This window comes from Granulicella mallensis MP5ACTX8 (assembly GCF_000178955.2).
GTDB lineage: Bacteria > Acidobacteriota > Terriglobia > Terriglobales > Acidobacteriaceae > Granulicella > Granulicella mallensis.
Genome location: NC_016631.1, coordinates 2,649,502 through 2,672,076 on the forward strand (window position 1 = coordinate 2,649,502; position 22,575 = coordinate 2,672,076).

General features: G+C 56.5%; 14 protein-coding genes. 4 read left to right on the forward strand and 10 right to left on the reverse strand.

Annotation, left to right across the window (positions count from 1 at the left end; all coding sequences use genetic code 11):
- Positions 1-17: 17 nt before the first annotated feature.
- Entirely contained in the window at positions 18-1,463 is a 1,446-nt protein-coding gene (locus ACIX8_RS11050) for a GH1 family beta-glucosidase (protein WP_044178389.1), read from the forward strand.
- 96 nt (positions 1,464-1,559) lie between these two features.
- Here ACIX8_RS11050 and ACIX8_RS11055 read toward each other — a convergent pair whose 3' ends face one another.
- Both ACIX8_RS11055 and ACIX8_RS11060 read right to left on the reverse strand, forming a co-directional pair.
- Positions 1,560-1,748: a hypothetical protein gene (locus tag ACIX8_RS11055; RefSeq protein ID WP_014265419.1), complete on the reverse strand. Its 189-nt coding sequence runs from the start codon at positions 1,746-1,748 to the stop codon at positions 1,560-1,562.
- A 77-nt stretch (positions 1,749-1,825) separates the two neighbouring features.
- On the reverse strand, positions 1,826-2,695 hold the full coding sequence (locus tag ACIX8_RS11060; protein WP_014265420.1) for a Rossmann-like and DUF2520 domain-containing protein: 870 nt from the start codon (positions 2,693-2,695) through the stop codon (positions 1,826-1,828).
- Positions 2,696-2,868: 173 nt separating this feature from the next.
- Here ACIX8_RS11060 and ACIX8_RS26540 point away from each other — a divergent pair, with 173 nt between their 5' ends.
- Positions 2,869-3,417, forward strand: a complete 549-nt coding sequence (locus ACIX8_RS26540) for an RBBP9/YdeN family alpha/beta hydrolase (RefSeq protein WP_014265421.1) — start codon at positions 2,869-2,871, stop codon at positions 3,415-3,417.
- Between the two features lie 90 nt (positions 3,418-3,507).
- Here ACIX8_RS26540 and ACIX8_RS11070 read toward each other — a convergent pair whose 3' ends face one another.
- Both ACIX8_RS11070 and ACIX8_RS11075 read right to left on the reverse strand, forming a co-directional pair.
- A complete protein-coding gene (locus tag ACIX8_RS11070) occupies positions 3,508-5,994 on the reverse strand; it encodes a S9 family peptidase (RefSeq protein WP_014265422.1) in 2,487 nt (828 codons plus the stop codon).
- 205 nt (positions 5,995-6,199) lie between these two features.
- Entirely contained in the window at positions 6,200-6,583 is a 384-nt protein-coding gene (locus tag ACIX8_RS11075) for a hypothetical protein (RefSeq protein ID WP_014265423.1), read from the reverse strand.
- Between the two features lie 609 nt (positions 6,584-7,192).
- Here ACIX8_RS11075 and ACIX8_RS11080 point away from each other — a divergent pair.
- The gene (locus tag ACIX8_RS11080; RefSeq protein WP_014265424.1) at positions 7,193-8,623 is read left to right on the forward strand and encodes a DUF418 domain-containing protein; all 1,431 of its coding nucleotides are present in this window, start codon (positions 7,193-7,195) and stop codon (positions 8,621-8,623) included.
- Between the two features lie 290 nt (positions 8,624-8,913).
- On the opposite strand, the gene ACIX8_RS11085 is transcribed toward ACIX8_RS11080, so the two are convergent.
- The 5 genes from ACIX8_RS11085 to ACIX8_RS11105 all read right to left on the reverse strand — a co-directional run bounded on the left by ACIX8_RS11085 (position 8,914) and on the right by ACIX8_RS11105 (position 16,874).
- A complete protein-coding gene (locus ACIX8_RS11085; RefSeq protein WP_014265425.1) occupies positions 8,914-9,156 on the reverse strand; it encodes a hypothetical protein in 243 nt (80 codons plus the stop codon).
- Positions 9,157-9,381: 225 nt separating this feature from the next.
- Positions 9,382-10,212 carry a GDSL-type esterase/lipase family protein gene (locus ACIX8_RS11090; RefSeq protein WP_014265426.1) on the reverse strand — a complete coding sequence of 277 codons (831 nt, stop codon included), beginning with the start codon at positions 10,210-10,212 and terminating at the stop codon, positions 9,382-9,384.
- A gap of 84 nt (positions 10,213-10,296) precedes the next feature.
- Positions 10,297-12,642, reverse strand: a complete 2,346-nt coding sequence (locus ACIX8_RS11095; RefSeq protein ID WP_014265427.1) for a GH92 family glycosyl hydrolase — start codon at positions 12,640-12,642, stop codon at positions 10,297-10,299.
- A gap of 30 nt (positions 12,643-12,672) precedes the next feature.
- On the reverse strand, positions 12,673-13,965 hold the full coding sequence (locus ACIX8_RS11100; protein WP_014265428.1) for a glycoside hydrolase family 71/99-like protein: 1,293 nt from the start codon (positions 13,963-13,965) through the stop codon (positions 12,673-12,675).
- 173 nt (positions 13,966-14,138) lie between these two features.
- Positions 14,139-16,874: an RICIN domain-containing protein gene (locus tag ACIX8_RS11105; RefSeq protein WP_014265429.1), complete on the reverse strand. Its 2,736-nt coding sequence runs from the start codon at positions 16,872-16,874 to the stop codon at positions 14,139-14,141.
- A gap of 158 nt (positions 16,875-17,032) precedes the next feature.
- Between ACIX8_RS11105 and ACIX8_RS11110 the strand changes: the two genes are divergently transcribed.
- Entirely contained in the window at positions 17,033-19,210 is a 2,178-nt protein-coding gene (locus ACIX8_RS11110; RefSeq protein WP_014265430.1) for a polysaccharide lyase family 8 super-sandwich domain-containing protein, read from the forward strand.
- Between the two features lie 24 nt (positions 19,211-19,234).
- Here the strand turns inward: ACIX8_RS11110 and ACIX8_RS11115 are convergent, their stop codons facing one another.
- On the reverse strand, positions 19,235-22,501 hold the full coding sequence (locus ACIX8_RS11115; protein WP_190273769.1) for a glycoside hydrolase family 2 protein: 3,267 nt from the start codon (positions 22,499-22,501) through the stop codon (positions 19,235-19,237).
- Positions 22,502-22,575: the final 74 nt, after the last annotated feature.

Consider the following 22,575-nt stretch of genomic DNA (forward strand, 5'->3'; position numbering starts at 1 on the left):
GGCTGATGACAAAACGCATGAATCGTAGAAATTTTGCCCGACTACTCGGCTTGTCGGCGAGTGTTGCCGCCCTACCGGCAACTGCAGTGACTCCTTCCTCCCCCCTCACTAGCGCCACGCGAGAGCGTGGATTCCCAAAGGGATTTTTGTGGGGCACCGCGACCTCGGCCTATCAGATTGAAGGCGCGCCCACGGAAGACGGTCGTGGCCCCTCGATCTGGGACACGTTCTCGGATGTAAAGACGAACACCTACACGGGTGACAACGGCGATATGGGCGCCGATCACTTCCACCGCTATCGCGAGGACATTGCGCTGATGCAGGAGCTGGGCGTGCAGACGTACCAGTTCTCGGTGTCCTGGTCGCGCATCTTCCCAGAAGGGACGGGAACTCCTAACCCACGAGGGTGGGATTTCTACGACCGTATGCTCGACACCTTATTGGCTGCCGGTGTTCAACCGTTTTGCACGCTGTATCACTGGGATCTGCCGCAGGCGATGATGAAAGTCGGCGGATGGCAGAGCCGGGACACCGCGAAGGCGTTTGCGGATTACTCAGCTTATGCCGTGAAACATCTGAGCGACCGGGTGAAGCACTTCATCACGATGAGCGAGGTGTCTCAATTCGTTGATGGGGGGTACAGATACGGAAGCGATGCCCCTGGACTCAAACTGTCGGATGCCATCGTCGCGCAGGTAACGCACAATGTGCTGGTGGGGCATGGGCTGGCTGTGCAGGCGGTACGAGCGAATGCGCGCGCGGGAACGAAGGTAGGAATTGCTGACAATGCTGTGAGCACCTGCCCGGTGATTGAGACGCCGGAGAATATCGCAGCGGCACGGAAGGCATACCGCGAGATGAATGCGCGATCGCTGACGCCGATCATGGAGGGCCGCTACTCCGAGGATTATTTGAAGGGCCTGGGAGCGAATGCGCCGAAGTTTACGGCTGAGGATATGAAGCTCATCAGCACGCCCCTGAATTTTATTGGGCTGAACGTCTATGAGCCAACCTGGATAAGAGCGAGCGCCGATCCAGGAGGATACGAAATCGTGGACATGCCAAAGAGTTATCCGATCATGGCGGCGAAATGGCTGGAACTGGGGCCGGATGGAATGTATTGGTCGCCAAAACATCTGCAGGCGTTGTGGGGTGTGAAGGAGATCTACATTACCGAGAACGGAGCGGCAAGCCTGGATGTACCGACCAAAACCGGCGAGGTGCTGGATGTGGACCGCATCCTTTTCCTGCGCAGCTACCTGGAACAATTGCAGCGCGCGGTGAGCGAAGGCGTGCCTGTGAAGGGGTACTTCCTGTGGAGCCTGATCGACAACTATGAGTGGTCCGATGGCTATGCCATGCGCTTTGGCATTACCTATGTGGACTACAAGACAATGAAGCGAACGATCAAGCTTTCGGGGCAATTTTATAAAGAAGTGATCGCAAGGAATGGGCTGGCGTAGGAGCGTTCTCTCAATGGTCACTTCATGAGTGAAGTTATTCACCGAGCCGTCTTATGACTTTTGCGCTGAGACGGCCCGAGGCCACCCTGAACATCTCTACGAGGAAGCATTCTCCAGGAAATGGACTTCCAACTTGTCCGCACGAACAACGTCCAGCACTTTGACGACTCGTTCTGAACCGGGAGCGAAGATCTCATCGCCTGACTTGGGTAAAGGCGCTCCGTGAGGATAGTCGATTTCGTTGTTTTCCCCGGACGTTACGTCTTTGAATAGAACCAGTGGCATTTGCATTGACCTCTACGAATTAAGGTTATCACTGCGGCTCCTTTGGGGGAGCCATTTGTCTGATTTCCAGCCGTGTCTCAGATCGACCTCGCTAGAACTTCCTCGATTTGCCGAATCGATTCTTTGGAAGCCCGACCATTTTGTAGCGCAAGACGAGCCGCTAGCTTTCCCGAGCTGGCATAGGATGCGGCTATCTCGGGATCCCAGGCCTGTAAGGCCAGAAGTTGCGTTTCAACCACCTTTGTCTCTCCACGAGAGATTGGACCGGTAAGGGCCTGAACAGGTCCAAAACGAAATAGATTTTCCAGGGCTTCGGTGGCGATGGGTTTCAGAATCTCAAAGGCGGTCGCTCTCGCAATGCCCGCTTCTACAAGGCAATCGATTCCTGCTGCGACGGTGCTTACAAGATAGTTATTCGAGAAGACGCTCCCCGCGTGGTATACGGCTTTGGCTGCTGGGTCGATGGTGAATCTCTTTCCACCAATCGCGTCCACGGCTTCCGCGAGAACTTGTACAGCGGTTGAATCTCCTTCGAGTGCGCAGAATGTGCCGGAAAAACTCTCGACTGCCAGAGACTCATCAGCGAAGCTCTTAACCGGATGCATGCTGGCGATGCTCGCCCCTCTCGCGCGGAGTGGCGCCAGGATCTCTGAAGAGATTGATCCACTGCAGTGAAACACCACGGATTCGGGTCCGATGCTTGCTGTTTTTGCAAGAGCAGCCGCGCAATCAGCGAGGGCTGAATCGGCGGTAGAGATCATGAGAACGTCGATTTGATCTATTTGACCGACTGTTCCTCCGCCAATGAAGGCGATCGCTTGCTCGGAGCTCTCAGGTGAGCGGTTGACCACGTCTCCGATCTCAAATGCAGCATGTTCCTTCCATAAACGTGCCAGGGTCTTGCCAACCCTGCCTGCCCCCACGATGTCCAACCGCCTCTTGCTCATGTTCTCTCCCACGCCGTATACGATCGGTCTGTTTCAGAATTACACTCCGGAATATAGGGACGTCTGAAATCTCAGATTAAACCTGGTTTCAGAGTCGTCTCGTTCTACCGATGGATCCCTCGTTGCATCGAATCTACAATTGAACTGCGCTTTTGCGCATTGGAGCCTGAATAGTGCGTACGCCGCTTTTGATTCTTCCTGGCCGCAACAACTCCGGACCACAGCATTGGCAGACTCTATGGCAAGAGCGCATGCCCGATGCCGTACGATTGCAGACAGCGAGTTGGGCTGATCCTGATTTGAGCGATTGGATAGCCGCACTGGACCGAGCGATAGAAGCGTGTTCGGCCCCTCCGATTCTCATAGCCCATAGCATGGGATGCCTTTTAAGTGTCTGCTGGGCTCAACTGGACCGTCCGAACCTCTCGATCGCCGGTGCGTTTCTAGTAGCGCCCCCGAACTTCAAACGTGATGGCTTTCCATCTCCATCATTCACCCAGATTCCGGAGTCACCGCTGCCGTATCCTGCTTTGGTGATTGCCAGTACGAATGATCCCTACTGCTCGATCGAAGTAGCTGCCGGGTTGGCAAAAAGCTGGGAAGCAGGGTTCGTTTTGGTCGGGGCTCGCGGTCACATCTCCACGGAGCCAAACAATGGAGATTGGCAAGAGGGTTGGCTTCTGCTTGAAGCGTTCGCTGCTGGACTTCGTGTACAGCTTTGATTAGAGACAGTGGAATCCATACCAATGACGGGTGGTATGGAACGCGGCTAGCCTCTGAGGCTAGCCGCTCTACAACTCCATCCAGGGCTCTTACTGGTTGGGGGCATCGCCGGGGTTCTCGACGCTGGTGGCGTCGGCAGAGAAGTCGTCGACGGAGGGACCACCGGCGGACGGGCCTTCGGCGGTGATGCGGGCGACCTCGGCGGGGCTGCGCATCTGGTAGTTGAGCGGCGGCGTCGCACCGGCCAGGTGGCGGACGAAGAAGTCCCAGCGGCGGCGCGTCATGTACTGTGAGGCCTCGCCGTAGCCGTGGTGCGCGTTGGGGATCAGGATCAGGTCGAAGTCCTTGTTGGCCTTGATCAGCGCGTCAACGACCAGCAGCGTGTTCGAAGGGGGCACGTTGTCGTCCATGGTGCCGTGTGCGAGCAGCAGATAGCCCTTCAGGTTGCCGGCATAGTTCTCGGCCGCCTGCTTCAGGTAGTTGTCCTGCGGGGTATCGTTGTTGACCTCAAGACCGCCCCACTTCTCGTCCCAGTCGTCCTCGTAGTCGCGGTTGTCGTGGTTGCCGCTTTCGGCGATGCCGACCTTGAAGAAATCGGGAAAGCCGAACATGGCCGTGGTGGTCGCGTTGCCGCCGCCGGAGTGGCCCCAGATGCCTACGCGGTCAAGGTCGAGGAAGGGGTATTGTTTCCCGAGGTCCTTCAGACCGGCTATCTGGTCGGGGATCGTGTTGTCGCCCATGGTCTCGGCGTGCGAGTAGAAGTCGTGGAACTTCTTGGAGCGCCACGGTGTGCCCATGCCGTCGATGCAGACGACGACGAAGCCAAGCTCGGCGAGTGCCTGGTCGTCACCGTGGGCCGCTGCGAACTGCCGAGAACCGCAGGAGCCGGTCTGCGGGCCTGGATAGACGTAGTCGACCACGGGATACTTCTTCGATGCGTCGAAGTTCGCCGGCTTCCACATGTAGCCGAAGAGCTCGGTGACACCGTCGCGGGCCTTCATCTTGATGGGGGTCAGAGGCGTCCAGCCGGTAGCGGTGAGCCGGCTGATGTCCTGTTTGCCCAGTGTGGCAAGCACCTTGCCGTCGGCGGTGGAGCGCAGCACGGCGGTCTTGGGCGTCGTTGGCGTGGAGTAGATGTCGACGATGGTCTGGCCGTCGGGAGAGGGTGTAACGGTGTGGTCGGCGTCCTCGGGGGTGAGCAGGCGCTGATTTTTGCCGTCGAACGATGCGCGGTAGTAGTAGGTGAAGTAGGGGTCGCGCGTGGGGCTGTGGTCGGGGTCCTTGCCGCTTTCCTTACCGGTGGCCAGGAAGTAGACGACACGGGCCTTTTCGTCGACGTGGAGTACCTGCGTGACGGGGCCGTCCCCATGAGTGATCTGGTTCTTGAGCTGACCGGTGTTCAGGTCGTAGAGGTACATCTGGCCAAAGTTGGTGCGTTCGGAAAACCAGAGGAACTCGTTGCTCGCAGGCAGGTACTTCCAGTTCACCTTATCCGTGCCGCTCTCGAAGTAGCTGTCGACGTGCTCGTGGTAGACGTCGCGAATCTCGCCGGTCGTGGTGTCGGCGACCTTCAGCCAGGCGTCCTTGTGATCGCGCGAGCTGGAGACAAAGGCCAGGTGTTTGCCGTCAGCGGAGAACTGGACGTCGTCCCAACCGGAGCCGCCGCGACAGCTGACATCGTCGCAGATGGTGGAGCGATGCTGATCGGGCGACATCTTCAGGCGCGTCATCCCTCCGGTGGGCAGGTCGATGACGACGCGCTCGATCATGGTGACGTCCTTGTCGCCGAGCATCGGGCCCTTCCAGTGATCGAGCACCGGATGACGGTAGGTGACGGGCACCAGGTACATGTCGCCGGTCTTGCGCATGTCCTGCTGGAAGGTGGCGATCTTCTGAGAGTCGGGCGACCAGAGTACGATGGCGCGGTCGGAGTGGCTCCAGCCGGCGTCATCGGTAGCGTAGCCATAGTTCTCCACACCGTCGTGGGTCAGCTGCGTCTCCTGGCCGGTCTTCATGTCGTGGAGCCAGAGGTTCCAGTCGCGAATGAAGGCACCCTTGGTCTTGTCGGGCGAGACGTCGTACAGACTGCGATTGCCGCGGCCAGCTGGCGCGTTGGCGGTGGCAGTATCGGGCGTGCAGGTAGTCACGGCGGCATCACATAGGACCTTGCGGCCGGAGACGACGATGCTGAAGCCGCCACCGGGTTCGGGCGTGTACCCGGAAACCTGTAGCCGATGAGTATCCCCGTTGCTCGCGCCGCCCGCGGTGAGCGCTGCCGCCAGCTTCGCGTTGTCGAAGGCTGGCGTAACTGTGCCGTTCGGCGAGGCGATCCTGTAGACGACCTCGGTATTTGCGGGATCGCGGAAGAAGACGCGGCCATCAGGCAGGTAGCTGGGCGCGGTGATGGTATGGTCTACGAGCGGGTTGACGCTGTACCCCATCATCTTTTCGGCGCGGGCGTAGTCGGCAGCCGTATAGGTCTGCTGCGCGTGGGCGGCGCAGGCGAGGAACGCGAGCGGTGCTGCAAAGAGAAAAAGACGGCGGTGCGCGGGACAAGCGGAGAGCAGGGGCGTCACGGATCTTCCTGGGCTGAGATATCAGCGGTATACGAAAGTGTATACGGAGACGTCAGGAGTCCCGCCCAGGTTTCACGTCCAGCCCATTCCGCTTACCTCGGCGCCATGAGCTGCTTTACCATTACAGCCTTCCGTCCTGGCTGGTTCCATGCGCACTGCGGCTTGTGCGCATGGAACCCCACCCAGGGAGCAGGGAAGCCCTGACCTACTTTGTATCTGTCTTTGTTGCTGTCTCTGTCTTCGTTGCTGTAAACGTTCCGTCGTAACCCAGAGGCTTTACGTCGATATCGCCGTTGAGTTCACCTTTGTCGTTATAGGTGCCGGTGTAAGTAAGTGTCAGGGGTTTTCCCTCATACTCGCCGCCATGAACAAAGATGACCTTCGAGCCATCGATCGTCACGGTCGTATCGTATGTCTTTCCATTGGACACGCATGAGCCGCCGATCTTGTCTGCAGTCTGCGTAAAGGTGCAGACTTCGCTGATGGCATAGCCCTGGACGTCCCCGGAGATCGTCCATGACCCAGGAACCGTTGGCTGTGCGAACAAGGCTGTCGTCGAGAGGAGAAACAGAGGCAAAACTAGCTTCATAAAAGTTCCTTTAGTGCAAAGTCCCTCCAATATACATGGGGGAGATCAATAGATCGTGATTGACTCTGGGCGGAACTAAAAGTCTAGTTCCGATCATCCAGAATCATGATGCTGCCGTTCGTATTCGAGCGTCGACCGAAGAGGACAAATCGTCCGCCGGGAGACACCGAGAGTCTGTCGTTCACTGCTTGAGCTGCCTGGGAGAGAGCTTGCGATTTACCCGATCTCATATCGAACCGGAATAGAGTGGTTGACGCTATGGAGGAGGACCGCTTCAGATAGAAAAGACCACTCCCGGAAACTGTCCATGCATGCCACATCCCCGGTCCCAATGAGACCAGGTTTGTATCGTCATTCGGTGCGTCGAGCGATAGCCGTCGAATCTCGGTAGGACCGGCTAGCGGGGTCCTCAAAACTTGGTTTCATCTCGACTTTCGTGCAACCTTTGGTCCGAAGCCTGCGGTATCTGCAAATTTGCTTACGATCTGGGAATAAAAAAAATATTCACGTGTTGTATCCGTGACGAATGGAAATAGAAACATAGCTTCAATCATTTACTGCGCTCAAGATCTGAATCTGTTTCCAAGCTCAAAAATCGGGAGTTTATAGGTGTTAACTGCAATCGACACGACAGAATCAAAAGCATCTTCCGCACAGGTCGCATCCGCTTCAAATGAAGAACTCGCCGGTCCAGTGACAGCCACGGCGCCAGCAAAGCTTTCAGAGCGATTTTCCAGCATCGATGTACTCCGCGGGGTCGCCCTCCTTGGCATTCTCGTGCTAAATATCGATTACTTCGGTACCGTTCAGCTTGCGCACGATATTCCGGTCGGCACTCCAACCAACGATTTTGCCGGTCCCCACGCCCACTTGAATCTGATCCTGTTCATGATCAAGTGGATGTTCTTCGAAGGGAAGATGCGCGGACTCTTCTCCATGCTCTTCGGCGCTGGCGTCATTCTCATGACAACTCGCGCAGAACTTCGAGGAAGCAAGGACTCCGCTGATATCTACACCCGCCGCAACATGTTCCTCATGTTCTTTGGCATCTTGCATAGCATTTTTATCTGGAATGGGGATATTCTCTTCGATTACGGCTTCGTGGCGTTGCTCTTTCTTTATCCATTGCGCAAGCTCAAGCCGAAGACTCTGCTCTGGTCGGGCACCCTTCTCTCCGTCTTCGTGGCGCCTCTCGGCGTCGTTCATCTCCTAGGCGCCGGTCAGGACCTCAGTCTCAGCCGCCAGGCGGCCTCCATTCAAGCCTCAAAAAAGGCAGGAAGCCTTATCACCGCCGAACAGAGCGACCTCCTGAAGCAATGGAACGCTCGTGTCCAATCCCAAAGCCCGACGCCAGCTAAAACTCAGGCACACCTCAAAGAAGCTACCTCCAGCTATCTTCAACAGGTCGCCTCCAACAGCGAAGGACTCCTCGACGGTTTCACGCCTCACCTCGATCTATTGATGGATGTCCTCTCTGCCATGCTCATCGGAATGGGGCTTATGAAGCTTGGTTTCTTCACAGGCGAGCTTTCCTATGCCTCCTACTGGTGGACCGCCATCCTCGGATTCTCGATCTCCGTCCCCTTTTATGCCCTTGGAGCTCTCAAGGTATACTCCAGCGGGTTCTTCTTCCTCGACCTTGAAAAGTGGCTCTTCTTCCCCTACTACCTCACCCGCGAGCCCGGCTCCCTGGCCATTGCCGCCTTCGTGATGATCATCATCAAAAGTGGTTTATTCAAAATCCCGCAACGACTTCTTGCCGCTGTAGGACGAACTGCCTTCAGCAACTACATACTCACGAGCCTCATCTGCCAGACTCTATTCGTCTGGGGTCCATGGAAGCTTTACGGCAAGTTGGGCTACTACCAGCTCATGTACGTCGTCTTCGCTGTCTGGACCTTCAATATTGTATTCAGCTTTCTTTGGCTGAAGATGTTCGCTTTCGGTCCACTCGAATTTGTCTGGCGATCTCTTACTTACGGAACTATGCCGCCAATGCGCCTGGGCCAAAAAAATAACTTGGGGGCGGCACTCGCGTAGCTGTAGTATTTGTTCCCGTCTGTATAGCCTGCGGCCAGTAGAGAGACGTCAAATTTCGTATATATAAGACAAATCCACTGAGATGATCCAACCCGCATAGGCTGTTCGCTTCATGAGTGATCGCTCTCATGAAGCGAACTCGGCTTCCGAAAAACCTGCGGCTTCTCTACTGCGCTTGCTCAACAACCCAGAAGGCTTCCTGCTGATGCATGAAGTTGATCCAAACAACCACGCCGGGCGTTTCTGTCCCATGCCTGCCCGGGACGTGCGTCTCTGGTACCCGCCAGGGTCTACCGACTAGCCCGATTGAAGTCGGGTATTGAAGGTGAGCACGAAGCCTCGAGCCACCGGCTGATATAGACACCGGCGTGGGCTTCGCCGCAGTAGTGGCGCGCGCCGTAGGCCGATGCCGCTTCGGTGTTCCACTTGAGAACCTTCAATTCCTCTGCATTGCACTGAATCATGAACCAGTGGATCGGGTTCGAACTCTCGGTGCCGCAAATCTCACATCGGTACTGTATTACTGCCGCCATGATGAGTCCCTTTCTTGATGGCAAAACCATCCCCTGTGCCGTACGTTGTCCGTGGGTAGACCAAGGATAACTGAAACGGATGAATGGAGATGGCGGGCAGCGCGTCAGGCGGGCAGGACAGCCTTAAATCTCCATCCAAAGCCCCAAATTTCGCGAAAAATCCATCTGCGGTCTTTGTGGCGACCCAATTGAGAGCGCGGTCGCTCGGTCGGACAGCAATGGCCTTTACTTGGCGGCAATGGGAGCATACTTGTCGACGTATGGCTGGAGCGCGTCGGCCCATATGCGATAACCGTCGGCAGCGGGGTGAAGCATGTCGGGCATCATGTCGGTTGAGATCGTTCCATCATGTTGTGTGAGGCGAGAACTGATATCGACAAGGGTTACGCGAGGATCAGTCGTCTCGGTAAAGCGTGTAGCCAGTGCCTGATTGACCTCAGCTAATTTCATGCGATTGGGGTCGGAGGGCGTCCTGCCTCGGGGAAAGACCGACATGAGGATGATGTGAGCCGAGGGGCAGAGGGTTTCGTATTGGCTGACGATAGCCTCTACGCCGCTCGCAATTTCGCCAGAGGTGTTACGAACTACGTTGTTCGTGCCAATCATCAGCACGACTAACTTCGGGTCCACGCCTGTGACCTGGCCTTTTGACAGGCGCCACAGCAAATTCTCTGTACGATCTCCCTCGATGCCAAAGTCCGCAGCACGTCCGGCAAACTTTGCGTCCCAAACGGCTTTGCCCGTTATCTCCCAGCGATTGGTGATCGAATCGCCGTCGAAGAGGATGTCGGCGTGTTTGCCGCTGTACTTGTCAAACTTGTTCTGTACTGTAATCAACCACTCATCACGAGGAGCAGCGTAAGCTGCTGAGTTCGAATCAGGAGGGACCGCGGGGACATAGACTCGCGCCTGCGCAAAACCTGCAACGGATGTGCCCAGGATGCAACTCGCAAGGAGCAGTCGACGCCAAAGGTGCAGGCGATCGAGGCTCGGTGCAACTGCCGCCTGGCGTCGTGTGGGCCAACGGAGAGTTTTATGGGCGATTGTTGTCATCATCGTAGCTGTGTTGTCTCCTCGAGGCGATTTGTGGGCGCTGTTTTCGTGCCTTCCATTCCTTTGTACCCGAAGTATGACCGGCGGTTAGGTCACATCCTGGCTATGCAAGCTAGCGGAAGGGGGCGCTAGCGCTGGATCTGCGCCTAGATTGCGGTTAGGAGCAGATCCCATCTTTATATGGAAGGACGTTCCTGACTTCAGATCGTCATGCGTGAACCAGAGTTTTCCGTAATCATGGCCACTGCGGTCGATGGACTGGATGTAAACCTCATCCGGGTTCGATCGGGTGACGTTGATCACGAACTTTCGACTTTGCGTTGTGGCGATCGTGATGCGGTCGAACAACGGTGAACCGAACACATAGGCTCCGCTTGTCGGATCCGTCATGTAAAAGCCCATGGCGCTCATCACGTACCAGGCAGACATCTGGCCGCAGTCCTCATTGCCCGCCAGGCCGTCAGGCTTATTGTCGTACATGGATTCAAGAAGCGAATGGATTCGTGGTTGCGTCTCGTATGGTGTGTCTGTGTAGAGGTATAGGTACGCAATGTGATGGCTCGGTTCGTTGCCGTGAGCATACTGTCCGACGAGACCCGCGATGTCTGGTGGCGCATCGGGTGGAAGTTCTGAACTCGCGTTGAAGATTCCATCGAGCTTGGACTTCAGGGCGCTACGGCCGCCCATCAGTTCGGCCAGGCCAGCTGGGTCATGTTGTACCGCGAACGTCGCCTGCCAGGGGTTGGACTCCGCATAGTCACGCCACTGCTTGGAGTGCCCCATTTCATTGGGTGCAAAGGGAAGTGCCCACTCGCCGGTCTTCAGGCGAGGCCGCATGAAGCCAGTCTGCTTGTCGTAAAGATTGCGATATCCCTGGGAGCGCTTCTCCAGTGCAATCGAGGTCTCAGTGTCACCCGCCGCCCGCAGAACGCGCGAGACGGCCCAGTCGTCATAGCAGTAATCAAGCGAAACGCTGACGGACTGGGGAAATATATCGCAAGGAATGAACTTGTTTTCTCGATACAGAGGGAGGCCGCGAACGTCGCTCTCAAGGGCCTCCTTGCGCATGACCCTGGCGGCTCTCTGCAGATCGATGCCTGGAAAGCCCTTCGCCACCGCTTCGGCGATGACCACTGCCGAGTGATAGCCGGTCATGCACTTCGTTTCCTTCGCCTGCAGCGGCCAGATGGGCATTCCCATCGCACTCTGTTCGGCCATACGGATAAGACAGTTCATCATTGCCGGTATAAGTTCCGGCTTCACGATAGTGAGAAGAGGATGAGCGGCGCGGTATGTGTCCCAGAGAGAGAAGGTGCTGAAGTTATGTTCGCCGGTCTCCAGCGTGTGGTTCTGTCCATCCATGCCGCGATATCGTCCGTCTACATCGTCGAAGATGGTTGGTGCCAGCAAGGAGTGGTAGAGGGAAGTGTAGAAGATCTGTTTCTGCTTCAGCGTGCCCCCGTCTACCCGGATGCGTGACAGGTTTTCTTCCCAGGTCTGAGCAGCTTGTTCTCTCACCGCATCGAAGTTCCAATGGGGTGCCTCTGCTTCGAGGTTCTTCATCGCGCCCGCTTCGTCGACACCAGAGACAGCGGTCTTCATCAGGATTTGTTCCTGAGCACTCGTCTTGTAATGAAGCACCGCCTGGATCGACTTGCCCTTCAGCTCGGCGGAATGATTGTCTACGCGTTGACCGTCGACGAAGATTTCAAGCGAGTCGAATGGTCGTGAGACCTTCATCGCGAAATAGATCTCGCGTCCGTTGGCCCAGCGAGCAGTGCTCTTTCCGCCGACCAATGTATCGTTGCCCTGGACCCGAAGATTGCTCCATCGCACGACGTTGGGACCGTCGTCGTAGCCATGGGCGAGATCGACGATGAAGTAGCTCTCATCGCTTTTCGGAAAGGTATATCGATGCATCCCTGTTCGCTCAGTTGCAGTCAACTCCGCTGTGATCTTGTAGTCGCTGAGAAGAACGGAGTAGTAGCCCGGTGATGCTCGCTCGTCTTCATGATGAAAGCGCGAGCGGTAGCCCTCTTCCGGATGTTCGCGCGTTCCGGGAACCGTCTTGACGGCACCTGTGCAGGCCATGACGAGGATGTCCAGCATGTCACCGATGCCAGTGCCACTGAGATGGGTATGACTGAAGCCCATGATGGACGAGTCTGAGTAGTTGTACCCGGAGCACCAGTCCCAGCCTCGGTTGTAGGTATCTGGACTGAGTTGCACCATCCCGAACGGCAGCGTGGCACCGGGATAGCAGTGTCCGTGGCCGCCTGTTCCAATGCGGATATCAACGTATTGAGAGACCTTGGCGTTACTCTCCGAGTGGTCAGCATAGGTGTTTGCGATCGTGCCAAGGGATCGCGCTTTCGCAATTCCACTGCAAAGGCTAGCAGCGCTTAGGGCGGTGAAACGTCGCCGTGAAATCATGATGCTCCTGTCTAACGGGGGATTGAATTTTTACTTAGCTGGCTTAAGCGGAAGCTTTTTGGAAGGCGTCGTTTCTTCTACAAATATCTTCTTGATCTGCGTTGTTAGTTGAAGGTAGAAATCCGATGGAAGCTGTTTGCCGTCCGCATCCAGCGTCAGCCAGTAGCCTGGCGTTGGGGCATCGGCGCGACGCGGAGCCGCTTTAAAAATTGCGGTGCCTTCATTGACTTCATCGAACATGGCTATCTTCACCATGCAGGCACCCGCAGTCCGGGCGTTGTAGGCCTGTCGCCAGAAGAATTCACCGCCAAGCCGGGGTATCTGGTTAGCAGGGGACTCCGGCTTCAAGTTGTGCCACGAGAATCCCGGAAAGATCACGGGCATATAGAGCTGATGATTCTTTTGTGTCAGGGCCACGTCAGGCTCCAGATGCGAAGTCTTCCAGTGATCGGCGGCTTCAGGAGAGTTATACCGGCCTACGGTCCAGGGTTGCACTACATCGAGCGCCGCATAGACACTTGCCCAATTCGGATCATGCGTACTGTCTCCAGAGAGGCTGCCCCAACCTGAAGGTGTTCCTCCGATGACGGCTGCTCCTTGCTGCTGGAACCAGCGGATGATCTTCAGCGCGAGTACTGGATCGACGATGTGATGCCCGTCTCCGAAGCCTAGTCCCCAGATAGCGATAACAGGTTTACCGTTCAGCCGCAGGTAGGCGTTGCTGCTGACAAAGCCGTCCCGTTGAAGGTAGGACCAGTCATCCTGGAGTTGTGCGAAGACCGTGTCGAGATGGGCCCCGCTCAGGTCGTACTCCACGGCAAACTTCCGGCCATGGTCTTCCGCCGCGGAGCGAATGTTGTGGAGGACGGCATCGCCCTCACGCATAAGGCCAGGTGTCGAGTTGATGAAGCGCTGGGCCAAAGCTCCATCGATTCCGTATTGCTGCATCCATGCGAAGTGCGTTTCAACGGTTTCTTTGCGATAGGAAGAGAAGACGTATGCCGGTTGACCATCGATGGTTGCGGCAGGAAGTTTGCATAGTGACTTCGAGTCAAGCTCTGAAGTATCGGGGTAAAGATCGATGGCCATCGTGTCTGGAGAGGGCGCGCCTTTCGACCAGTGACTCCATGTGTTCGCGGGAGAGCCGTCACCTGGACACCGAAACCATCCCTGGTATCCGACCAGTACAAGACCCTTGGCTGTGCCGCATGGTTGCTGTACAGAACTCTCCGCGACCGAAGGGAGGAATGCTGTTGTCAGTAATAGACCAGCACTCAAGGTGCGCAGAAGATCGAGGAGGGAACGTTCGAATAGCTTGATCATGGCAACTCTTGAGGGAACAGATTCAGAACAGAAACGTGTGCTGAAAGATCGTGTGACCGCGCAGCGAGACAAGTGTATATGGTAGCGATGTCATATGCAATTGCGGATTTCAACTTTCTCGTGAGAGCACGAGAAGGGGCGCCCGATAGGCGCCCTTTTTCGTTGTCGCTGCTTTAAGGGGTGAAGCCTGTATTTCCACTTCCGGTTGCGCTGAAGGCGGTGGAGGCGGAGTCGATAAAGGGGCTAAAGCCGGTGGGAATGTCGAACACGTCGTTGTTGTCAAAGAGAGCATTCCCCTGGCTGCTCGGAAGGATTTCAATGCCATCCATGCCTGGCGAATTGATGACTTCGTTCGTGATCTGACCGTTTTGCATCGCGACGACTTGCAAGGCATTGAAGGTTGCGTTCACGATGCTGTTTCCCCGCAGGAGTTCATTGGTGACCTGCGTTTCGTCGTAGCTCCAGTTATTACCCACGCCAGCGGTAACCGCGGGTTGTGGTGTGCCGCCGCGGTGCTTGCCGCCGTTCTGAAAGAGGATGTTGCCCTGGATCTTTCCGCTTTCGAATTTGCCGCCGATCGGAAAGAAGGGGCCTGAATCGATACCGTTCTGGCGTGCGCCGCCGGAGCCGATATTATTTGCCACGTAGATGTTGGTGCCTCCATAGATGCCGTAACAATCTGCCCACCATGGGGCGACTACTGTGTTCTGCAACACAGTTGGGCTTTGCATTTGCACGAACGAAGTAACGGCTGGAGGATTGCTTGCGGCGTCATTCACTGCGATACCGTCATCGCCGGTACCACGTACGAAGTTATTGCGGGCAGTCAGGTCGTTTCCGGTATTGGACCCGGATGCGCCATTGCCATTATTGAGATTGATGCCGTCGGCGAAGGAGTTATTGATGCGATTATTCTGCGCCAGGCCACCAGTGCCCTGAACCCAGATGCTGGGCCCCGCGTGTTGAAGCCAAACGCTATCGATCTTCCAGTTGGTCCCCGATAGATTGAGGCCATACTTGTGAGCCTCGCGGTTGCCGTTGCTATCCATCGCGAAGTTCTCGAACGTTCCTCCCGGCCCGGTAATCTGGTTGTTTCCTGTGTAGTTGGCACTCTGGACGTTCCAGTAGAGCGTCGAGTACCACATGCCTGCCCCCTGGAGGGTGACACTGTTGACACTAAGCTGGCTGGACAGATAGTACGTGCCCTCTGGGATCCAGACACTTTCTTTTTTGCTGAAGGCGTCATTGATAGCGGCCTGGAAGAAGGGGGTGTTATCGGTGCCGCTGTTGTTGGGGACAGCACCGTAGTTGACTACCGACAGAGAGTTTGGAGGTTGTGACAGTGGCGCCGGTGGAGCCTCTAGATCGATGGCGTCGATGTCGTAATAGGCGGCGGTGTTCTGGGTATCGACGCGAAGCGCGATGGTGTCGTTAGGCTGCACCGCGGCTCCAGAGATGAAAGCATGTGCCTCGTCCCAGTACATGAAGGCTGATTCTCCTGCCCCGGGTGTTTCGGTTGAGCCGAAGTAGGTGGCGTCTGTTTCATAGGTCCAGGTCTGGTGGGAGTTCATCGGAATGGATTGGCGGAGCTGTCCGTTTACGTAGAGGTTGAGTGTGGCATCGATACCTCCTCCAGTGGGAGCATCTGGAATGGAGTAGCGAATATTGATGGCGGTAATGGGTCTACCCGTCAGGTTGGTCCACTGAACGGAAGATGCGGCTCCGGTAAGGTGTGCATACGCACGACCGGAAGCTTCGATCGCTGCGGTTACGAATTCGGTGGGCTGAGGAACGAGCTGAGAGATGACGGTTGCGCCGTTTTGCAAAGAACCCCACTCGCCTTCATAGGTAACGAAGGGAGTAACTGCGCCGATCTGAACCGGCGTAAGAGTCCATTGCTGCGATGCGCTACCGGACGAGTTATTTTCCGATACCAGTGAGCCGTTACTGGCACTAGCGCCACTGTCCAGATACAGCCCGTTTGAAACACCGGAGATCGTGTAACTACTCCCACTGAGCGGTGTGATGTTCCATTGCTGGGTAGCCGTAGGAGCTGTGGACTGAGTTGTAGCCTCGACGGCCGGAGAACCGGTTGCCGTGGTGTTATTCGTATCCAACGCCAGACCGTTCGAGAGGCAGACCAGCGCATACTTGCCGTTCGGTAGTTTGTTGATCTGCCACTGTTGTCCCGTATTGCCGGCGCTTCCGCTGTACTGAATGACATTCGCTCCCGAAGTCATGGAGTTGTTATTGTCGATGTTCAAGCCTGTAGTTTTAGAGGTCAGCGTATAAACGCCGGTATTCAAGGTCGTTCCGGTGCTAAGCGACGGCAGGACTTCGATGCCGTTGACCTGGGCCAGACCTGCTGCTCCATTGCTGAACTGCAAGGCGATGGTGCCCGTGCTTGATGCCGTCGCAGTGAAGGCTCGTTCTACGGCCATGAACTCGCCGCCTGCTGCCGCGAAGATGTCAAAGTTCGACAGGATTTGCGCGCCATTGATCGCGACGTTGAATTCGCGCTGGCCCACTGCCGTCTTCTGAAACTCGGCGAAGTGCAGCTTCACGGGATAGATCGCACCCGGGGTAAGAGAGGAGACGGTGTACGTGAAGACACCGCTGCGTGCGGTTTGATAGACCGCCTGGGGTGCGGGAACGGGATCGAGAGTGGTGTTGATGGCCGTGGTAGTGGATACGGCGGAAGAGCCGGAGCTATTGCTGAGACCGGTTTCGGCCGCCCAGAGACCGCTGGCCGAACCACCGGCGTGCATGCGTAGTACGGCAGGCACTGGCATAGGCAACAGGGTGGTGGTGGGTCCCTGTTGTGCAACTACCATTCGAGCAACGCCAAAAAAAGCGAGAGCGGTAGTGGCAAGAAAGACAGCTTTTACGGGCACACGACTCATCTTCATAGGTGTTCTCCAGGTTCCAGCGATGGTCAACCCTTGGGGTGTCGGCCGGGATTTGATTCCCGCTCAACCTGGCCATCTTGGAACGCGAGGATTCTATACAAATATGGTATCGTTGTCATATTAATTTTAAGATATCGAAAAAGAGTGAGAATGTTGGTATGAAGATTGTCATTGGACTCGTCTCACTGGCATTAGCCAGCGCTGCCTTGGCGCAATGTCCTCGCTCAGGCCAGGATTCGGTAGCGATTGTAAGGTGCCGTTATATCGAGGAGACTCTCCCCACAGATGCCAACGGGCGCGGACAACTGCAACAGCGGACTGAATTCTTGATGCGCTCGCTGCGGCCTGATGGGACATGGCCTGACGTCAACTATGTCTCGCCACTGCGATCGGAGTGGCCTGCGGCGCAACATCTGGTTCGTGTTCTTTCCATGGCCAAGACCGCGTATCTTGTGCGTTCGGCCGGCCATTCTGATCCGGCGCTCGAAGCCGCCGTCTTATCTGCTTTGCGCTACTGGGTCAAGAAGGATCCGACGAATCCTAACTGGTGGTGGAATGAGATCGGTACGCAACAACTGCTCGGGGAGATCGGGCTGTTGATGCGCCCCAGCTTGACGAACGATGATATGGTTCGCATGCTGCCTATTCTGAAGCGCTCCAACTGGTCGACGTGGACAGGGGCCAATCTCGTTTGGGGTGTGACCAACCAGATTATGCGTGGTGTCCTGTATGATGACGAGCCTGCGGTCGCTCAAGGGTACGCCCGTTTGTATGAAGAGATTAACCAGGTACCCGCGGTGCTGCCCAATGGCAAGCCAGGGGAAGGGATTCAGGCTGACGACTCGTTTCATCAGCATGGGGCCCAGTTCTACTCGGGCGGATATGGCCTGGACTATACGAACTACGCTGCCCGTTACATCTCCTATTCCTGGGGTACGCCGCTGCAGATTCCTGCCGAGAAGATGCAAACGTTCGCGAACTTTGTATTGGATGGCCAGCAGTGGATGGTGCGAGGTGAAGTCTTTGACTATGCCGCTGTTGGGCGTGAGATCACACGGAAGGATGAGGCGGCGGTGCAGCACGACTGGACGCATGGTCCTATCGCTGGATACGACGCGGCGTATACGCTGGCAAACGTCATGACTCATCTGGCAGAGCAATCGGTACCTCGGCAGGGGGAGTTCCGAGCCTTCGCCGATCGCCTCAACGGACAAGCAGGTGCCACTCCACTGACCGGGAACCGGATGTTTTGGGATTCCGATTATATGTCGCACCGGCGGGCGGGATACTCGACCTCGGTGAAGATGTTCTCTACTCGCATTCAGAATTCGGAGATTACGAACAGCGAGGGCAGATGGTCTACCCATCTTTCAGACGGCATGAATCTCCTGTATCGGACGGGAGATGAGTATCGCGGCATCTTCGCGGGCTGGGACTGGGCGCTTGTCCCTGGAACAACAGCGGCGCATGCCTATCGTCCCGATGGAGCACCGGATACGGGCGAACGCAGCATCATTGATGGCCGCGGCAAATCCGACTTTGTCGGAGGAGTCTCTGACGGGACCTATGGGGTTGCGACCATGAATCTCGAAAGAGGTACGCTCTCCGCCAGGAAGTCGTGGTTCTTCTTCGACTCACTGTATGTCGCCCTGGGAACGGGAATATCCAGCGAGAAAGAGAGCGCTCCCTTTTTTACAACGGATATCAATCAAACGCTTCTGCATGGTGCGGTCATCACGAACCTCTCATCGAAAGCCCTGGAAAGCGGTAGCCATACGTACAAGCCAGGAACACTTCGGTATGTTCATCATGATGGGACCGGTTATGTTCTGGGGGATGGCCTCAAAGTAGTGCTCTCGAATGCGCTGCAGAGTGGGCGGTGGAGCAACTTCGGCACGGGGCCCGATGAGACGGTTGAGGTGCCTGTCTTCAATCTCTGGATCGATCACGGTCCTAAGCCAAAGAACGCAACCTATCAATACACCGTCATGCCGGGTGCTACTGTTGAGCAGACCGAGGAGGAATCCACGCATCCAAGCGTGTTGGTCCTCAGCAATACAGACGATCTGCAAGCCGTCTTCGTGCCGAGATTGAAGCTGCTTTCTTTGGTGGTGAGGAAAGAGGGTTCGTTGGATACGCCATTTGGCCGCATCTCCGTCTCAGAACCGTCTGTTGTCATGATCAAGAAAGACATGTCGGGCTATGAGATCACTGCGGCAAACCCCGCAAATCAACCGCTGTCCTTCCGTGTAACGATTGGTGACCGCGAAGCGAAGGTGGAATTGCCTGGTGGTTCGGAGGCGGGCTCCAGCGTATCTGTGCATCTGCCACGCTGAAGCCCGGATCCATGCGAGCGTTGCTCATGGCCGCTGAAAAGCCGATGTGAGCTGGGGCAGGAATGCAGGGTCGCTGGAGACCAATCGAGCGGCGAAGGTTTCGGTCTTTCCGGCGCGCGTCAGGCGAACGACGATGTGGTTCCATCCCTGCACGAGTGCGAGCGGGGGTGTCGTGCCTATAGCGGCCGCAGAGGCTTTGTTGTACACGCTAGTGCCATTCAAGAAGAGTTCGGCCCCGTCGGAGGTCTCAAGGTCCATCGAGACGCGCGGCACATTCGGTTCAAGCAGGAGATTGTCCAACGGCCTGGGGCTTTCGAGCCACACGCTGAGATATTCGACTCCTGAAGGGGGATCACTTCCGGAGGTGTTTTTGTCAAGGTCGAAGGTGCCGTCTTGCGCTGTGAGAGTTACCCAGCGCTGTGTGCCGGCACGATCATTTTCCTTGAAGTTTTCCTTCGAGGCGAGATCGACATCCTTGTCGCTAGGAGCGAAGTGTCCAACAGCGAGCATACGGGCAAGTATGCCTGTGGTGAGGAAAGGCTGGCCGAGGTCCACCTCTTTGGTTAGAGGCGCACCGAGGTTTTCCAAAATAGTGCGGATGAGCGTCTGTACTTTATATTGCGATGACCAGGCAGGCAATGTCGTCACCAAGAGATGCCCATTCCCGACATGGTCTTCGATTAATACAGCTCCATCGGGCTTAGTCTCCCGTTCGGACCGGAGTACCATCGCTGTCTTGGCGTATTCGGGCTGCTTGTTCCATTTCGTCCAGTCGGTGTTACACATAGAAAGCAGTGTGTCGCTCTGAGAGACCAGAGGGCCGCTCAGGCCTTGTGTGATGAACGTTGGTGGGCTCAGCTCGGAGAAGTAAAGGCTCGCAAGCGTGAGGCCATTTGTGGCACTTGATGGTTTGCCAAAGACCAATGAAGAACTCTTGCGGCTGGTGCTGGTGATCTCAGCGGGTAGAAGCTGATTTAGAGTTGCGTTCGTCTTCTCATCGACACCCCAGACGATCACCGTACCTCCCTTGTGCAGCACGTCGTCGATCTGCCCGCGCGCTGAGGCTGCGGGCGGGTTGGCTCCATCGATCACCACGAGATTGGCATTGCCCTCGTTGCTCGGCAAGACACCTGCCTGACGCATCTGTGCTACGAAGGAAGAGGGCGTGGCAGAGAGCAGGATGACTCCTGAAATTTTAGCTTCGGCGGGAAGCTGAGATGGAGCCGTAGCAGGCGGAGCATCGAAGAAGTCTTCGTGGGCATCAGCTCCAGCCGCCTTGATGGCGTCGTAGAGGGGCAGGGTCTGGAACGCGGGCAGGGAAGGATCGTATCCAGGGTTCAGTGTTGTGGAGTAGGGGCCGAGACGCTCCGGTTGTACTCCTGGCTTGCCCTCCACGAAGTCCGGGAAAAAGATGCCGTCTGTCACTTGCGGAGGCCGTGTGGTATCGCGCAAGCCAAGCGGTAGTGGCTTGAGCCCGTACCAGACCATGTTGAAGACGCTTTGGTAATCCGCGTGAAGCTTGCGCTCGAAAGCCAGGGTCTTGAAGGAGTCGTTGGCGATGCCGCGGCCTCGCTGTTCAAACGAGGCATAAGCCGCGTCGCCGTAACTCTTGGCTACCTGCTCAGGAGTAGCGTAGTAAGCGCCGCCCGCCTCGCCGACACCCCACGGTTTTCCGGTCTTCGCTGCGCGCTCTATGGCTGGGTTTCCGCCGTAGTGCACGACGTACACCGGCAATCGGCCGTTCCCGTCATCGTCGCCATCTGCTGATATCCACGGTCGAGTGGGATCGAGCTCCTCGCAGATCTTTCGCCAGAGAGCATAGTGCTCGAGAAGCACATCGTACATGCCGGGTGGGTTGTGAAAGACGCTCTGCACAATGGGCTTCATCTCGTTGCACACGCTCCATCCCATCACGGCAGGGTGATTGCGATCTCGCATCACGAGTTCCGCAACGTGAGAGTTTGTGTCTTCCCAGAAGGCAGGGGAGTCGAGTTTGGGGCCGCCATCGCTGGCCCAGATGGCGGTTTCATCCAATACGACAATGCCCATCTCGTCAGCAACGTCGAGATAGAACTCCGGATAGGGCTGCGCATGCAACCGAACCGCATTAAGGTTTGCAGAACGCATGGCGGCATACCAGGCGCGCGCATAGCGGCGACTCATCTGGGGAATACCCAGAAAGTGCCAGGAGTCGCCTCGCAGTTGAAGGGATTTGCCGTTCAGCAATAGCTCACTGCCTTTGAATTGAAATTGCCGCCAACCGAAACGTTGGTATTTCACATCCATCACGCGGTTGCCCTGGGATAGATGGATCGTCATCCCGTACAAGGTGGGTGATTCGGGCGACCAGAGACTCAGCTTCTTTTCCGTCGGTCTTCGTATTTCTACTGTGACCGTTGAATGTGCAGGGACCGTGGCTGTTGTTAGTGCGACCGCGAGACTCGGCTCCGCAGCGAGGTTCCATCTGGCGTCGGCGTCATCAGGGCCGGTAGCGGGGGCAAGGGAGTTCCATCGGCGGACGTCACCGTCCAGTGTTACGGGCGCATCTAGGTCTGTATCGTTGCGGAGAGTCGCCTTGATCAACAACAGATTGTGATCGACCTGCGGTTCGACAAAAACATCGCTCACGCGCACCCCAGGGACTGACACAAGATCCACATCCTGCCATAGGCCGATGACATGCTGTCCCCAGAAGGAACCTGCCTGATAGATGCGACGGCCGTACTTTCCCTTCTGATCGAAGAGGGAGGCTTTGCGTACACCAATGAGAATTTCATTGACGGCGCCGGGCTTAATGAGATCGGTTACATCGACGTCGAAGGGGAAGAAGATATCGAACTTCGTCGCGGCTGGTTTGCCGTTGACGAGGATTTGCAAATCGCCCGCGGCTGCGGCGAAGTGCAGTAGGACACGATTTCCCGACCATTTTCCGGGGACGCTGACAGTCCGGCGAAGCCATCCCATCTCTGCTTTGTCCCAGGATGCCGGATAGCTCGGGAAATTTCGGAAGTCACCGCCCTGACCCTCCTGATTAGCAAAACTGTTCGCATTCCAGGGGGAGGGAATGCGGATACGAGTCTTTTCCCAGTGTGTAGGATCGGGTGAGGGAAGAGCGGGCGCCGGATCGATACCCTCGCGAAAACTCAGAGGCAGCGCAACCGGCTGAAACTCCCACATCCCATTGAGGCAGAGGTCCGCGCGCCGCTCTAGCTCCGGCCCTTTGACGAAGGAATCTGTAGGGGCAAACTCATGGTTGAAGTGGACGCCGGTTTGCGCACTGAGAGCGGGCATCGTGAGCGACATCGTCGTTAGCGCAATGAAACCCCACCTTTGCTGTCGCAGAGATGAAAAGAATTTGGCAATGG